We start from the raw sequence: 14658 nt of genomic DNA, 5'->3' as shown, positions 1-14658 counted from the left end.
ATGTCCGAAGAATTTCAAATCAGGCCGCCCGTCGTGCTGGTGGTGGACGACACGGCGTCGAATCTGGGCATTGTCGTGGATTTTCTGGAGGCGAGCGGCCTGCAGGTTTCGATCGCGCGCGATGGCGAAGAGGGCTTGAGCCGCGCCGCGCTCGTGCGCCCGGATCTGATTCTGCTCGATGTCATGATGCCGGGACTCGATGGTTTCGAGGTATGCCGCCGGCTCAAGGCGCAGCCCGAGACCTGCGATATCCCGGTGATTTTCATGACGTCGCTGTCGCGTATCGACGACAAACATATCGGCTTTCAGGTGGGCGCCGTCGATTATGTGACCAAGCCGCTGCAAATGGAGGAGTTGCTCGCGCGCGTGCAAACCCACATCAAATTGCGGCGGCTTCAGCAGGCATTGCAAGAGCGCAACGCGCGATTGCATGACGAGGTGGAGCGCCGCCAGGTTGCGCAGGAAGCGCTGGTCGAGATGATCAACAACGTGCGCAATACGTCGAATGCCATCGCTCATGATTTGCGCACGCCGCTCTCCGAGCTTCGCGCGCGCATGGAAGTGATGATTTTCGACCTGAGCAAGCAGGTGGACACCGATACGCTCGAACGTCTGGAAGGCGCGCTCGGCGATATCGATCGCGTAATCGGCATTTTCAATGCGCTGTTGCGTCTCGCTGAAATCGATGCGGGTGTCAGGCGATCGGGATTTGTCGCGAGCAACGTGGCGGATATCGTTTCGGAAGCCGTGGACTTTTATCAGCCTTTGGGCGACGTGCGCGGCATTGCGTTGTCGCTGACGTGTCCGGTGGAACTCAACGCGATCGTCGACCCGCTGCTGATCGCGCAGGCGATTGGCAATCTGATCGATAACGGACTCAAATACGCCCACACGCGCGTGCATGTGAGCGTCAATGAGCATGAAGGCCTGATTGAAATTGAAGTCGCCGACGACGGTCCCGGCATTCCTCCGAACGAACGCGAGAAGGTGACGGAGCGCTTTTATCGCGGCGATGCGAGTCGCGGGACGCCGGGCGTCGGGCTCGGCCTCGCGCTCGTGAAGAGCGTCGCGACCTTGCATCGCGGCACGCTCAAACTCGCGGATAACAACGGCGGCCTTGCGGTGAAGCTGGCGGTTTCGAGTCGGCCGGTTTATCAGCCGCAAGGCGCGCGTTGAGGTTACGTTTGCGCGTGGTTGCTTTTTAGGGCTGCACGACTACGCGTTCAGGCATCGCTGTCCGCGTCCGCGAACAGCTCGGGCGCGAACGGACGCGGATCGACATCCATGAACTTCGCGCGTTCGAACTCGCCGCGCAGGTGGAACGGCGCGGTGCAGTCGAACACCGTCTTGCAGGTCACGCCGCGAGCGGGCAGCGCCGGGTTGAACTCGGGCGTCTGCGACGGATCGAGCACGTGGCCGTTCACCTTCGGCAGGAACATCGTCGACATGTCGCCCTGGAAGCGCGTGGTCATGGCCCACATGACGTCTTCGGTGTCGAAGGGATCGACGTCGGTGTCGACCAGAATCACGTGTTTCAGTTCGGAATACACGCCGAGCGCGATGATCGCGGCCTGGCGCGCGCGGCCGTCGTCGAAGGCCGAATGCTTTTCCACCTGCAACACGGCAAGCAGTTTGCCGCCGCCCGCCGTGTGGGCGTAGACCTGTTTGACGAAGCCCGGCATCGCCGCCTCGACGGCGTTGTAGATGCTCGCCTCGGTCGGAATGCCGGCGAGGCTCGTATGTTCTTCGCCGGGGCCCACGAGCGTCTGCATGATCGCGCCGTGGCGCATCGTCACGGCCTTGACCTTGATGACGGGCAGCGACGGATTGGCCGGGCCGTTATAGCCCGGAAATTCCGGCATCGCGTGGCCCGTGTTGGTGTTCTGGTCCTCCACGATGCGCACGTTCGGCAGAATCTCGCCCTCGATGACGATCTCGGCGCGCGCGATGGACTTCTGCGCGACGCTCACGCAATCGACCAGTTCGACCGGCTTGCCGCGCAGGCCGCCCGCGATCGAGAGTTCGTCGAAACCGAGCGGCGTGGTCGGCGCCTCGAAGCACGCCCCGATGTGGATCGCCGGGTCGAGGCCCATGTTGATCGAGACGGGCAGCGCTTCGCCGCGTGCTTCGGCCTTTTGACGGAACGTGTCGATGTGGCGGCCCGGTGCGAAGAAGATCGAGAGTTCGTCGCGGCCCTGCACGCAGAGGCGATGGATCGTCACGTCGGCGTGACCGGTGTCGGGATCGCTGCCGAGCACGAGGCCGAGACACAGGAACGGACCCGCATCGCTTTCGGTGTTGGTCGGCGCGGGGATCAGCTTGCGCAGGTCGAAACCGGCGTCGCTCGCGAGATGAACGACTTCCTGACACGGCGCCTGTTCGCGCGCCACGGTGGTCGGCGCGATGGCGTGATGCACGGCATCGGCCATGCGCTGCGTGAGGCGGCGCGGCTCGGCGTCGAGCAGCAGACCGACGCGCTTGCGGCTCGCCATCAGCCCCACCAGCACGCGGCTGTGCGGATAACCCTTGACCGTGTTGAAGATCATCGCGGGGCCGAGGCGCGTCGGACGTTCGACGGTGCCGCCCGCGCCGATGCGCTTGTACACGCCGGCCAGTTGCGCGTGCGGATCGACTTCGCGATCGGTTTCGAGCAGCTGGCCCGGCGTCGCCGCGAGGCGTGCAAGCGCGGAGCGCAGATCCTCGACGGGCGCGTCGGCGGTGGTGTCGGCTTTCAGTTGGCGGGATTCGATTCGTTGATTCATGGCGTGCCTCTCATAGAACGACTGACCCGATGACGCTGTGACGGTGAGCGCGTCATCGTTTGGACAGGCTCTATTTGACCCCTCCAGGTGGATTGAATCAATCAATCAAAACCGGCGATTTTGATAAGATAATCTTATTTTTAAACCGGGGCGGTCATGGACTTCCGTAACTTCCGCACCTTTGTGATCGCGGCTGAGGAGCTGCATTTCGGGCGCACCGCCGAGCGTCTGGGCATTGCGCAGCCCGCTGTCACGCAGCAGATGAAGGTGCTCGAAACGCAGCTGGGTTTCAAGGTGTTCCAGCGTGTGCGGCGCGGCATCGAGCTCACGTCGGCGGGCGCGGTGTTTCTCGACTACGCGCGTCAGGCGCTCGCGCAGGCGGAAACCGCCGTGCTGGCGGGGCGGCGCGCGAGCCGCGGCGAACTGGGCAAGCTCTGCATCGCGTACGCGAACTCGGTGGCGCTGGAGCCGGAGTTGCCCGCGTTGCTCCGTCGCTTTGCGCAGGCGCGGCCCGACGTCGAACTCGAACTGCGCGGCATCCCCGTTCAGGCGCAGATGACCGCGCTCGCCGACGAGCGTATCGACGTGGCTTTCCTGCGCTCTCCGCCGGGCGCGCTGCCGACGTCGATCCGTATCACGCCGTTTTCGCGCACGCCGCTCGACGTCGTGCTCGCGCACGATCATCGCTGTGCGAAACGGCGGCGCATGGCGCTGCGCGATATCGGCGACGACCGCCTCATCGTGGTCGACGACCCGCCCGGCGTGGGCGTCGGGCATCGGGTGCAGGAGTTGTGTCTGGAGGCCGGCTTCGTGGCGAAGAACGTGCTGCGCACGACCGATTCGCTCGGCGTGGTGAGCTTCGCCGCGGCCGGGCTGGGTGTCGGCGTGGTGCCGCGCACGCTCGCGCGTTTCCAGGTGGAAGGCGCGGTGTTCAAGCCGCTCGACATGGCCAACGGCTACAGCGAAGTGGTGATCGCGACGCGCGCCTACGATCGCTCGGCGGGCACACGCGCGCTGCTCGATATGGTGGCGGCGCGGCAGTGAGGGGCGAGCGGCGTGTTGCGAAGCGCAAGTTCGTTCCACAGCAAACCCCGCCAACCTGATGCACACTGCACGCTTTAACCCCAATCATTGCGTGCGATGCAGCTACCCGACCTCAACCTCCTTATCGCCCTCGATGCCTTGCTCGACGAAGGCTCCGTCGTCGGCGCCGCGCAACGCATGCACCTGAGCGCTCCCGCAATGAGCCGCACGCTCGCCAGGATCCGCGATACGCTCGGCGATCCGGTGCTGGTCAAGATCGGCCGCCGTATGGTGCCGACACCCCGCGCGCTCGCCTTGCGCGAGCAGGTGCGTGCATCGGTCGAAGGCGCGGTGAAACTGCTACAACCCCAGCGAGCGCTCGACCTCGCCACGCTGGATCGGCACTTCAATCTTCACGCCAATGACACGTTCACCAGTTCGTTTGGAGCCGACCTGCTGGATCGAATGAAAAAGGAGGCGCCGCGCGCGGTGCTTCGTTTCCAGCCGGAAAGCGACACCGAACCGTCCGTCGTGCTCGAAGGCAAGACCGACCTTTACATCAGCGCGATGCGTCCGCTGGGGCCGGACGTCCACGTTCAGTCGCTGTTCACGACGACCTTCGTGGGCCTGGCGCGTGACGATCACCCGATCTTCGACGAAGACATCACGCCCGAGCGATACGCGTCCTGCGACCATGTGAGCGTGTCGCGCCGGGGCCGCACCGCCGGTCCGATCGACGATGCGCTCGACGCGCTCGGCTTGCGGCGCACCGTCTCGCTGGTCGTGCCGTCATTTCAATCGGGCGTGTTTGCGCTGGGCAGCTCGAACCTGATTCTGTCGCTGCCCGAGCACGTCGTCGCGGCGGCGAAAGGGCTGGGCATGCGGGTGCGCTCATTCGCTATCCCGATTCCGCTGGAAACCATCGTTCTGATTCAGGCATGGCATCCCCGCTTTCAGAGCGATCCCGCGCATCAGTGGCTACGACGCGTCGTGCGCGACGTCTGCGGCGCGGCTGCGCAAGCCTGATCACCAGAAACAAGCAGTGCGTCTAGCACACGGCTGGATTGCGAACGTTGCAATTTTCGGCATGCAACGTTTTTCTTAGACTGGCTCCATCGAAATCAAGTCGTTCGGAGCCTTCATGAAGTTCTTATCCGCAGCGGACGTATGCGCCGATGCCACCCGGCGCGTTGTGCGCCATTTCCTCGCGCCACGCCATGACAGGCGGCCAGCGTGAGCGGATCCGCGGTGCGCGTGAGCGAGCACGCGACCCAGGCCGCATCCGGCTCGCCAAAACCCGCAGTTTCCCAGGCTGCCGCCGGTCCCGCCTTTACCGCGCGCGTGATTGTCGGCCTTGTCGGCGTGCTGATTGCGGTCGTGATCGCGCAGCTTAACGACCACGTAATCGAAGTCGCGATGCCCGATATTCGCGGCGCGCTCGGTCTCAGCGTCGACCACGGTTCCTGGTTGAGCACGGCTTATCAGGTCACGCAGGTTGCGGCGATGATGTTCGCGCCGTGGTGCTCGGCAACGTTCTCGTTGCGGCGCTTCACGATCGGCGCCGTCGCGGCGTTCGCACTGCTCGGAATTGCGTTTCCGTTCGCTGCGTCGTTCGCTTCATCGTTCGCGTCGTTCGACATATTGCTGACGCTGCGTGCGCTGCAAGGTCTCGCGGGCGGTTGTCTGCCGCCGATGCTCATGACCGTCGCGCTGCGTTTCCTGCCGCCCGCCATCAAGCTGTACGGGCTCGGCGCGTACGCACTGACGGCGACATTCGCGCCGAATCTGGGCACGCCGCTGGCGGCCTTGTGGACCGAGTACGTCGGCTGGCCCTTCCTGTTCTGGCAGATCGTGCCGCTCGCCGCGTTGTCGATCGGCATGGTCGCCTGGGGGCTGCCGCAAGATCCGTTGCGGCTCGAACGGTTTCGCCAGTTCGATTGGCGCGGCGTGCTGCTCGGCTTTCCGGCCATCGGCATGCTGGTGGTCGCGCTGGAGCAGGGCACGCGGCTCGGCTGGACCGATTCGCCGCTGATCTGTCTGCTGGCCGCAGGCGGCATTGCGTCGATGGCGCTCTTTCTCGTCAACGAATGGTTTCATCCGCTGCCGTTCTTCAAGATCCAGTTGCTCGCGCGACGCAACCTCTCGTTCGCGCTCATCACACTCGGCGGCATGCTGCTGATCCTCGTCGCGGTGCCCGGCGTGCCGGCCGCGTATCTGGCCGAGGTGCAGGGTTATCGGCCCTTGCAGAGCGCGCCGCTCGCGTTGTGGGTCGCGCTGCCGCAACTGGTCGCGTTGCCCGCCGTGGCAGCGTTGTGCAACAACCGCCGGGTCGATTGCCGCTGGGTGCTGGCGGGCGGACTCGGGCTCACCGCGTTGACGTGTTTCGTGGGCAGTTCGATGACCAGCGACTGGACGCGCGGCAACTTCTACGCGCTGCAACTCATGCAGATCGCCGCGCAGCCGATGGCGGTGATTCCGCTGCTCATGCTCGCAACCAACGGCATGACGCCGATGGAAGGCCCGTTTGCGTCGGCCTGGTTCAATACGGTGAAGGGATTTGCAGTCGTGGTCGGCGCGGGCGTGGCAGAAGGGCTGACGACGATGCGCGAACACGTTCATTCGAACGTGCTGATCGATCAGACCGGCAACCGCACGCAAGCCCTGATGCTCGCGCAGCACGATCTCGCTGCGCGTCTGAATCTCGGTGCGGATGCAATGCGCGGCCTGTTTGCCCAACGGATTCACGATCAGGCGCTCGTGCTTGCGTCGGCGGATGTGTTTCGCCTGATGGGCTGGCTCGCGCTTGGACTGATCGTGCTGATTCCGCTCATGCCCACGCGCGTTTTTCCGCCGCGTCCCGCACCTGCCGCTGTCCCCGCGCCTCAACCGGAACAGAGCATCGCGTCGGCCATGACGGCCGCACACTCCAACACAGCAAAACTTCCGACACATGTCTGAATCGAAATCGACAACTCAACGTTACTTCGTCATCGCGGCGGCCGTTTTAGTGGCCGGACTCTGTGCGGCGTGCGCCTATCGTGTGATGCATGCCTCCGCGCAAAGCACCGACGACGCATTCGTCAGCGCGGATTTCACCGTGGTCGCGCCGCGCGTCGCCGGCCAGATCAGCACGCTCAGCGTCGACGACAACCAGGTGGTGCACAAAGGCCAGTTGCTCGCGCAGATCGACGATCGCGATTACGCGGCGGCCGTCGCGGCGGCGCAGGCGAACGTTGCGGCCGCACAGGCGAATATCGACAACGTGTCGGCGAGTATCGCCCAGCAGCAGTCGCTGATCGACCAGGCCGCCGCCGCATTGACGGCCGCGCGTGCCGGCGCGGTGTTCGCCAACGCGGATTACGCGCGCTACAGCGATCTCGCGCAGCATGGCGCGGGCAGCCAGCAGAACGCGCAACAGGCGCGCTCCCGCAGCGATACGGCGCGCGCGGACGTCTCGCGTAGCGACGCCGGGCTGAAGGCGGCGAGGCAGCAGGTTGGCGTGCTGACGGCTCAGCGTGAACGCGCCAACGCGGCGCTTCAGCAGGCGCAAGCCGCGCTCGACACCGCGCGACTGAATCTGTCGTGGACGCGTATCGTCGCGCCGATCGACGGCGTGGTGGGGCAACGCGCGGTTCGCGTCGGTGCCTATGTGACGCCCGGCACGCCGATGCTCGCGGTCGTGCCGCTGCAACAGGCCTATGTGGTGGCGAATTTCCAGGAGACGCAGCTGACCGACGTTCATCCTGGCCAGCGCGTGGAAGTTCGCGTCGATACCTGGCCCGGCGTCGTGCTGGCGGGCATCGTCGAAAGTTTCGCGCCTGCGACCGGCGTGACGTTCGCCGCCATCGCGCCCGATAACGCGACCGGCAACTTCACGAAAGTCGTGCAGCGGATTCCCGTCAAGATCGTGTTGCACGCTGGCCAGGCAACGCTGGAAAAACTGCGCGTGGGCATGTCGGTCGAAGCCACGATTCAAACCGACAGCACGCCCGAGGCGCACGCAGACAAAGTTGGCGAGGTCGCTGCACGATGAATACGCCGATGTTGCGCATCCTCTCGGGCGCGTGTGTGCTCCTGGTACTGGAGCTGAGCCTGGCGGCATGCACGCTGGGCCCCGATTTTCATCGACCGGTGGCGGCATTGCCCGAGCAATGGCATGGCGCTGGCTCGATCGCGACGGAAAACGCCAAGGCAGCCAGCGGAACCCCCACGTCGCAAATCGTCGACGGCGCGCTCGATCCGCAATGGTGGGACGCGTTTCACGATGCCGAACTGTCGTCGCTGATCGCGCGCGTGGCGTCGTCGAGTCTCGATGTGAAGGCGGCCAGTGCGCGGCTGATGCAGGCTCGCGCCGCGCGTCGCATCACCGGCGCCGATGCCGGGCCGTCGGTGAATGGCACCGCGTCGTACCAGCACGCCCGATCGAGTCAGAACGGCCTTCTCGACATTTCCGGGCTCGATGGGAAGCACGACTACAACGTGTGGCAACCCGGTCTCGATGCGTCGTGGGAGCTGGATCTGTGGGGGCGCGTGCGGCGCGAGAACGAAGCCGCCGATGCGTCCGTCGAGGCGAGCGCCGATCTGCGTCGGGATGTCTTGCTGGCAGCGCTCGCCGAAACGGCCAGCGACTACCTGCAACTGCGCGGCGTGCAGACGCAGCAGCGTATTGTCGAACAAAACCTCGATATCGCGCGGCATAGTCTCGAACTGACGCGCATTCGTTTTGCCGATGGCGTGGCTTCACATCTGGAGATGGCGGAAGCGGCGGGGCAGGTCGCGACGATCGAAGCGCAATTGCCGCTGCTCGATAATCAGCGTGTTCATCTCGTCAATGCATTGAGCCTGCTGATGGCCGCGCCGCCGCGCGCGCTCGAAGACGAATTGTTCGCCGACGCCGTCATTGCGCCGCTGCCTCCGCGGGTGCCGGCCGGCGTGCCGTCGGAACTCGCCGAGCGTCGTTCCGACATTCGCGCGGCCGAGGCGCGCTTGCATGCGGCCACGGCGGGCATCGGTGTGGCGATCGGCGACTTCTATCCGCGTATCACCTTGTCGGCGAACCTGAGTTTGCAGGCGATGCATTTCGGCGATCTCGATACGTGGAGTTCGCGTATGTTCGGCTTCGGCCCGGCATTGAGCGTGCCGCTTTTCGACGGCGGTCGATTGAAGGGGCAACTGGCGCTGCGCGAGGCGCAACAACAGGAAGCGGCGATCGATTTTCAGCGCGTAGTGCTTAGTGCATGGCACGAGGTCGACAATGCAATGAGCGATTACAGCACACGTCAAATGCAGCGAGACCGGCTTGCCGAAGCCGTCGAACAGAACCGGATCGCATTCGATAACGCGCAACGCCAGTACGTTGCCGGCGCGACGGATTTCCTGAATGTGCTGACCATGCAGAAAGCGTTGCTGCACACACAACAGGCGTACGCGGCGAGTTCGACGGAGTTGGCGGTGTCGCTGGTCACGCTGTTCAAGGCGCTGGGCGGCGGTTGGGAAACGACGTTTCCGGCTGGATAGACGCTTATTGTCGCGCTGAGTAAATCAAATGGAGTGGAAACGATTCGTTCGTCTGCGTGTGTGCTTTAAGGTGCGTCCGAAAGCGAGCATACGTCATACAATGACTCCGAATTCACGAATGGGTTCGCCAGCGAGACGTGGAAAAGGTAGAGAAGCGTGCAATGGGATATCGCGTAACTACAATATCTACCGGGGTGCGTTACCGCGCGCGATTGGAACGATCGCGCTCGGCGATGCCGTGAGCGGCGCATGAAGTGCATTGAATCGAGACAGGCCGATGAGCGATTGGGACGACGAAGACGAAGAGGAACAAGAGCCGCCGCCGCTGGTTGGGCCGGAGCGGCCTTCACGGCGTTCTGTCAATTTTTGGCCTGAAGGATCTCGCGGTCTCGATCGCATGGACCGGCAGGCGGCAGAGGCACGTGCGCAAGTGCTCTTCGGCGCGGCATTGGTAAAGGATCCCCTGGAGAAGGACAAAATAGTCGGAATCCCCTTCGCTCAGGATGTTGTGAAGCGTGTGCCAGACGGTCCCGTTTCGTCGACATTCAAGCTGGTGCCGTCCGAGTTTCTTCGACATGCGCAAAAAATGCGACCGGAAAAACCGGAAGCGACGGTTTCCGCATTCTCACAGTGGATTTATTCGCTCTACGGCAAAGCGTTTGGCGACGATGAAGATCGCGAGCGCGGCAAGGCAATGGAGCCGGAGATTCTCGAGAGGCGAACAAAGGCAGCCTGTTGCGTCAACAACGGATTTCTGCGCAGTATTGATTCGGAATGGCGTCTGATTCACAACGGCTTGCATGTGCGCGATCGCGATCATGTGGATTACTTCACCATCGATAGTTTGAAGGTCAATGGCGAGCCACTGCGAGCGTCTCCGGATCTGGTCTACCGCAACGCACGGTTCTCGGAAGTCATCATTGTCGAGATCAAGCATTCGAGGATGCAGATTCCGGCAAACCTTTGGCCCAACATCTGGGGGCAGCTTTGGTGTTATGCACAGATCGATATCGCACGGAACGCGAATAGCCTGACTGCCGTTGGTGAGGTGTGGGGCGAGAGTTGGACCAGGGGTTTGGGAAGAGGGCGAAATTACACGCCAGGTGTGCCACTGGTGAGCTTGCGTGCATCGGTGCGTCGTGACCCGCGATCGGCCGCCTATGACCGGTTCTTTCGGGCGCTCTTCGAGATTTATTGTGGGCGTAGCGGGGCTTGATATGGCGACGCATCGTGCTCGATGCGAGCCAGATAGCGCCGCTCGCCGAACTTCACTCCGCTATTTCAACGTCAATGCACTCACCGCCAACTTTATCCAGGGCGTTAAGCAACCCTGTGCGTAGTGCGTGCAACGCAGCGCTCTTTTCGTCAAGCTCTTCGAGTTTGGCCTGAAGACAGGCAACTTTCTGCGCGGTATCGAAACTCGGACTATCCCAAACGCCGACGACATCGCGAATTTCCGCCAGTGTGAAACCCAGCGCCTTGGCGTGGACAATCAAGCGAATCCGCTGCAATGAAAGCGCGGAATAACGTCGGTACGTATTCGTCGCGTGCGGTTGCGTTGGTTTGTCCAGTAGCCCCATTCTCTCGTAGTAGCGAACCGTGTCGCGAGAAACGCCCGCCTGTTTGCAGAGTTCGCCAATAAGCATGCTGCCTCCATCCGAATTCGTGAACCCACATTAGGGCTTGACCGTGGCCTATAGTCAACGGTTTACAGTCGTTTCCTTCTTCCACTCACGCAGTACGCCATGACTAGCCGCTATGACTTTCGCGGAAAAACCGCACTCATCACCGGTGCATCGTCCGGCATCGGACGGGCGTTTGCATTCGCCTTCGCCAGAGAGGGCGCCAAACTTCTGCTGGTGGCGCGCTCCCACGACGCTCTGCGCGATCTCACCGAGGAATTACGACGCGATTATGCGTGCGACGCAGACTTTTTGACCGCCGATTTGAGCACTTCCGGTGCCGTAGACGCAATCGCGGACCACCTCAATGAGTCAGGAAAGACCGTCGATGTACTGGTCAATAATGCGGGTTTTGCGGCATATGGGCGCTTTGAAGCCATCCCCCTGTCGCGTCAACGTGATGAAGTGCTGGTGAACTGCATGGCCGCGGTTGCGCTGACGCACCTCGTATTGCCAGGGATGCTGATCAAATCCGATGGTGTCGTCATCAACGTCGCATCGACGGCAGCACTTCAGCCCGATCCTTACATGGCTGTCTACGGTGCCACAAAGGCATTTTTGCTTTCATTTTCAGAGGCGTTGTGGGCGGAGAACCGGCATCGAGGCGTGCGGGTTGTCGCATTGTGTCCGGGCGCGACGCAAACCGGCTTCTTTGATGTCGTTGGCGCTCAAGAGGCCGCTGTCGGGACGCCGATGCCCGTTGAGGCCGTCATCAAGGAGGCATTTTGGGCTCTCGATCGCAACAGGAGTCACCGGGTTGTCGGCGTGAAAAACCGGTTGCTGGCCAATTTGCCGAGGCTCTTGAGCCGTCAAGGCGCTGCTCGACTCGTTGCTAAAATCCTCAGACCTCGGGGAGACAGAGCGCTTGCAGCAGCTCGTCCGGCCGGCCAGATTCCCCTTCCTTAAGTGATCGATAAAGGCGCGCTTTCGGGAAATTGCTTACCGAAGACTGAAACCGGTGGGCATGGGACGGGCGTGCCTCGCCATTTTTTCTTGGCAGCGACTCATGGTTTCGTCGTTAAGGCCGCGTAAGAATGTTCAGCAATGGAGCGGTCTATTTCGAATGATCATGTAGTCGCGCCGCTCTCGCCTTGTCATGTCAGCTTCGAGGTATTCAACGGGACAAAAGATTAAAGACTACCCGTAGATTGCCGTTAACACATAGCTGTGCCCAAGGAATGAAAGGACGGGGAGTGGATTACAACAGGAAAAGAACGGGAATCAACGCGGTAGCGGTGATCATGGGGTGCTCGCTGGTGGCTCAGGTCGCCTATGCGAACACGGGGACCAAGGTCAATCGCGGCGCTGAAGCCCATCACGTTGAGGCGCACCACGCCCAGCAATCCCGTCATCCGATGAACACGGCGCGGTCACACGAATACCGGAAGTCTGAGCACGCGCGGCATATTGGGCGCTCCAAACACGGGGAACGCGCTGAGCACGAGGAACGCGTGAAACACCCACGAGTGGTGTCGGGCCACGTGGCCGGGCGTAGATATTTTCATCGTGTGCGGTTTCACAAGCACGCTGTGCGCCACGGCGAGGCTCGCCATGCTCAAAGGGCGTCGATGGTGCAAGAGCAGTGGGCCACGCAAACCAGAACTGCTCCCACGTGGGTCCTGCCTCCGGTCTGCGATCAGGTGTTGAACTACACTGGCGCGTGCCAACCTGCGGTCCTGGCGAGTTTGCGAGTGCTCGGAATCCAGGTGCCGAATGTGGAAGACCGCGAGCAGATGGCGAAGCATCTTCAGTCGATTCTGGATCGGCAGGGGTTGGAGCAGGTGCAGGCTCAATGCCAATCTCTGTTGCTTGAAGATCAGCGAAAGATCAACGGGCTTCAAACGTTGTTGGCTCGAGCGCATGTCGTCCCCTCGGATGACTGTTCGCAGGAGATTCAGAATTTGGCGGCCCAAGCCGGTGCTGCGCAAGCTGCGTCAGCGTCTGTCGCGACGGGTGCGTCTGGCGTGGCTCAAGCACCCGTGGCAGCTTCTGGGCAATAGCGAAGCAGTTGTGGAATGGCGAACATCTTTCGCCTTCGGAACCAGGCGGCAATGACGGGCTTGAGCGCGGACTTCAACACAAATCGGGTTGCGGATTCGCGTGACCGTCGGCCGAAGTGAGCGACTCGAGCAGCAGCGGCGACTCGCAGCGGTTGCACGGCGCGGGCACGAAAGGCGCGATCACGCAGCAGCAACGATTGCAGTGGGCCGGCATCTTGCAGCCGCTCACTCACGTGTGACCGCTGAAGCCCAGGTTGTCGCCGTCCTCCTGGCCGCGCACGTTTGGGACGAGAGGCCATCTCTTCCGGCGCTGGGGGCGTTGGTCAAATTGCAGGCGCGGCGATGAAGGCCGACTTCCTCTTTCCGATGCAGCGGGACTGATTTCAGCCGCCGCAGATCAGGATTCGTTTGCTATCGCTGACCGAGATGGCGAGTCAGCAGGTCTTGGCGTCATCGAACGTGCAGCAGCGCTGCTGCGTTTAGCCCTGATCTGGGGGCGGCCACGGGCGCGGGCGAGGCGAGAGGCAGAGAGCGACCCGTTTCGGACCTTCGACTTTCCCCAAAGCGGCCGTTCAACGTGCGCGGCTAACCGCGCTGGTAGGATAACGTTCATGCTCCATACGCCTCGACCAGCGCATCGGCCAATGAAATTCGAGATTGAGGGAAAGGTAGGTATTTCAGCTCCCACGACGGCCCAGATTGGCCGTGCAGTAAAGGCATTGCGCAGCTATGGGCCGTCTTCGTACGCATCTCTTACGGATGCGCACGGAAGTTACGTTCAGATTGCAGGCGGCGGCGTCACTTGCATGGTCGAACATTTTGATGCCACCACGAGGACGCGTTCAAGAGCCTTCCACGACAAGCCTAATCCAGTGTTCCCGGACGGAACCATATTGGCGTTTCGGGCGGGGAACATTTCGATGCGTTCCGATGAATGGTTTATGTCGACGCAGGTCATCGACATATTTTCCGCGTTCTTGAATAACGCTTCATTCCCGGCGTATGTTCACTGGCGACCTGCGCCGGGCTTCTGAGCTGAGTGCACTTCGAACCGCCCGAAAAGCATCTAGACATCATTGACCGTAACCAATGCCTGTGATTGCCGACGATCCATGCGATCCCGTTGAACGCCCCATGTTGGCCGAAGTCAGCTGGAATGATCAGTCACGTCACAAGGCGAGACCACAGCATTTCGAACGCTTTTATCGTCGTTTCCTGTGCTTCGAACTGCAGGTCGGCGTTTATCTCGGTCAATGAGGGCACCGGCAGCAATCCGAGTTGTGTCCCCAACGCCGATCGCATTTCGTCTGCAAATCCAACTCGCCCGTCGCGAAAGAATTCAAGTTTACAAATCTCATAGCGATTCCGGTCGAGGACGGACACGAGACGGACTGGCTCCGCGTCGAAGTCGTGCTTCCACGCGACGTCGATTGCTATCAACCCATCTTCCATTCGCTTTCTCCGCCCTTGTCGAGGGAATTTCTAGTGGTGCTCCGTCGTCGGATTGTCGACGTTGCCGGCATTGAGTGCCAGTGTCTGCTCATGGTCGATTCTGTTGAAAAACTCGCCCGCCGCTGGGATTGTTCGCTATCCTGGAAGACATCGATCGACGGGGGATACGTCATGATGGGTCATCAGGGTGGCGTGCAGAACCAGCTCTTCTATTCGTTCAAC

Annotated in this window: 14 protein-coding genes; 11 read left to right on the top strand and 3 right to left on the bottom strand. The window is 62.0% G+C overall.

The features are described 5' to 3' along the window. On the top strand, nucleotides 1-1176 hold the full coding sequence (locus tag G3N97_RS05865; RefSeq protein ID WP_205992356.1) for a hybrid sensor histidine kinase/response regulator: 1176 nt from the start codon (nucleotides 1-3) through the stop codon (nucleotides 1174-1176). Nucleotides 1177-1223: 47 nt separating this feature from the next. Here G3N97_RS05865 and G3N97_RS05860 read toward each other — a convergent pair whose 3' ends face one another. Continuing rightward, entirely contained in the window at nucleotides 1224-2762 is a 1539-nt protein-coding gene (locus tag G3N97_RS05860; RefSeq protein WP_205992355.1) for a UbiD family decarboxylase, read from the bottom strand. 156 nt (nucleotides 2763-2918) lie between these two features. Here G3N97_RS05860 and G3N97_RS05855 point away from each other — a divergent pair, with 156 nt between their 5' ends. The 6 genes from G3N97_RS05855 (at nucleotide 2919) to G3N97_RS05830 (ending at nucleotide 10518) form a co-directional block, all read left to right on the top strand. Beyond that, nucleotides 2919-3806, top strand: a complete 888-nt coding sequence (locus G3N97_RS05855; RefSeq protein WP_205992354.1) for a LysR substrate-binding domain-containing protein — start codon at nucleotides 2919-2921, stop codon at nucleotides 3804-3806. 96 nt (nucleotides 3807-3902) lie between these two features. Next, a complete protein-coding gene (locus tag G3N97_RS05850; protein ID WP_205992353.1) occupies nucleotides 3903-4811 on the top strand; it encodes a LysR family transcriptional regulator in 909 nt (302 codons plus the stop codon). A gap of 207 nt (nucleotides 4812-5018) precedes the next feature. Continuing rightward, nucleotides 5019-6743 carry an MFS transporter gene (locus G3N97_RS05845; RefSeq protein WP_346778020.1) on the top strand — a complete coding sequence of 575 codons (1725 nt, stop codon included), beginning with the start codon at nucleotides 5019-5021 and terminating at the stop codon, nucleotides 6741-6743. Further along, nucleotides 6736-7818, top strand: a complete 1083-nt coding sequence (locus tag G3N97_RS05840; RefSeq protein WP_241030411.1) for an HlyD family secretion protein — start codon at nucleotides 6736-6738, stop codon at nucleotides 7816-7818. Before G3N97_RS05845 ends, G3N97_RS05840 begins: the two co-directional genes overlap by 8 nt. Next, complete coding sequence (locus G3N97_RS05835) at nucleotides 7815-9302, top strand: efflux transporter outer membrane subunit (protein ID WP_241030410.1); 1488 nt, start codon at nucleotides 7815-7817, stop codon at nucleotides 9300-9302. Before G3N97_RS05840 ends, G3N97_RS05835 begins: the two co-directional genes overlap by 4 nt. A gap of 277 nt (nucleotides 9303-9579) precedes the next feature. Next, the gene (locus G3N97_RS05830; RefSeq protein WP_205992352.1) at nucleotides 9580-10518 is read left to right on the top strand and encodes a hypothetical protein; all 939 of its coding nucleotides are present in this window, start codon (nucleotides 9580-9582) and stop codon (nucleotides 10516-10518) included. A gap of 52 nt (nucleotides 10519-10570) precedes the next feature. Here G3N97_RS05830 and G3N97_RS05825 read toward each other — a convergent pair whose 3' ends face one another. Continuing rightward, nucleotides 10571-10948 (bottom strand): heavy metal-responsive transcriptional regulator, encoded by a 378-nt coding sequence (locus tag G3N97_RS05825; protein WP_205992351.1) that lies wholly within the window; start codon nucleotides 10946-10948, stop codon nucleotides 10571-10573. A gap of 99 nt (nucleotides 10949-11047) precedes the next feature. Here G3N97_RS05825 and G3N97_RS05820 point away from each other — a divergent pair, with 99 nt between their 5' ends. The 3 genes from G3N97_RS05820 to G3N97_RS05810 all read left to right on the top strand — a co-directional run bounded on the left by G3N97_RS05820 (nucleotide 11048) and on the right by G3N97_RS05810 (nucleotide 14018). Next, the gene (locus G3N97_RS05820) at nucleotides 11048-11890 is read left to right on the top strand and encodes an SDR family oxidoreductase (protein ID WP_205992350.1); all 843 of its coding nucleotides are present in this window, start codon (nucleotides 11048-11050) and stop codon (nucleotides 11888-11890) included. A 287-nt stretch (nucleotides 11891-12177) separates the two neighbouring features. Then, complete coding sequence (locus G3N97_RS05815; RefSeq protein ID WP_205992349.1) at nucleotides 12178-12984, top strand: hypothetical protein; 807 nt, start codon at nucleotides 12178-12180, stop codon at nucleotides 12982-12984. 644 nt (nucleotides 12985-13628) lie between these two features. Beyond that, nucleotides 13629-14018 (top strand): hypothetical protein, encoded by a 390-nt coding sequence (locus G3N97_RS05810; RefSeq protein ID WP_205992348.1) that lies wholly within the window; start codon nucleotides 13629-13631, stop codon nucleotides 14016-14018. A 130-nt stretch (nucleotides 14019-14148) separates the two neighbouring features. Here G3N97_RS05810 and G3N97_RS05805 read toward each other — a convergent pair whose 3' ends face one another. After that, nucleotides 14149-14436 (bottom strand): hypothetical protein, encoded by a 288-nt coding sequence (locus G3N97_RS05805; protein WP_205992347.1) that lies wholly within the window; start codon nucleotides 14434-14436, stop codon nucleotides 14149-14151. 33 nt (nucleotides 14437-14469) lie between these two features. Between G3N97_RS05805 and G3N97_RS05800 the strand changes: the two genes are divergently transcribed. Continuing rightward, nucleotides 14470-14658, top strand: a 189-nt coding sequence (locus tag G3N97_RS05800; RefSeq protein ID WP_205992346.1) for a hypothetical protein, incomplete at its 3' end; no start/stop codon positions are given.

The organism is Paraburkholderia sp. Ac-20347 (assembly GCF_017104805.1).
In the GTDB taxonomy this organism is placed as follows: Bacteria; Pseudomonadota; Gammaproteobacteria; order Burkholderiales; family Burkholderiaceae; genus Paraburkholderia; species Paraburkholderia tropica.
Note: the sequence above shows the minus strand (reverse complement) of the source record. Positions and strands in the feature narration are given on the sequence as shown.

Bases quoted from the DNA above. Each gene is read 5' to 3' on its own strand.
- G3N97_RS05825 (WP_205992351.1), bottom strand. From the start codon at position 10,948: ATGCTTATTGGCGAACTCTGCAAACAGGCGGGCGTTTCTCGCGACACG.
- G3N97_RS05860 (WP_205992355.1), bottom strand. From the start codon at position 2,762: ATGAATCAACGAATCGAATCCCGCCAACTGAAAGCCGACACCACCGCC.
- G3N97_RS05820 (WP_205992350.1), top strand. From the start codon at position 11,048: ATGACTAGCCGCTATGACTTTCGCGGAAAAACCGCACTCATCACCGGT.
- G3N97_RS05865 (WP_205992356.1), top strand. From the start codon at position 1: ATGTCCGAAGAATTTCAAATCAGGCCGCCCGTCGTGCTGGTGGTGGAC.
- G3N97_RS05830 (WP_205992352.1), top strand. From the start codon at position 9,580: ATGAGCGATTGGGACGACGAAGACGAAGAGGAACAAGAGCCGCCGCCG.
- G3N97_RS05850 (WP_205992353.1), top strand. From the start codon at position 3,903: ATGCAGCTACCCGACCTCAACCTCCTTATCGCCCTCGATGCCTTGCTC.
- G3N97_RS05805 (WP_205992347.1), bottom strand. From the start codon at position 14,436: ATGGAAGATGGGTTGATAGCAATCGACGTCGCGTGGAAGCACGACTTC.
- G3N97_RS05810 (WP_205992348.1), top strand. From the start codon at position 13,629: ATGAAATTCGAGATTGAGGGAAAGGTAGGTATTTCAGCTCCCACGACG.
- G3N97_RS05855 (WP_205992354.1), top strand. From the start codon at position 2,919: ATGGACTTCCGTAACTTCCGCACCTTTGTGATCGCGGCTGAGGAGCTG.
- G3N97_RS05835 (WP_241030410.1), top strand. From the start codon at position 7,815: ATGAATACGCCGATGTTGCGCATCCTCTCGGGCGCGTGTGTGCTCCTG.
- G3N97_RS05840 (WP_241030411.1), top strand. From the start codon at position 6,736: ATGTCTGAATCGAAATCGACAACTCAACGTTACTTCGTCATCGCGGCG.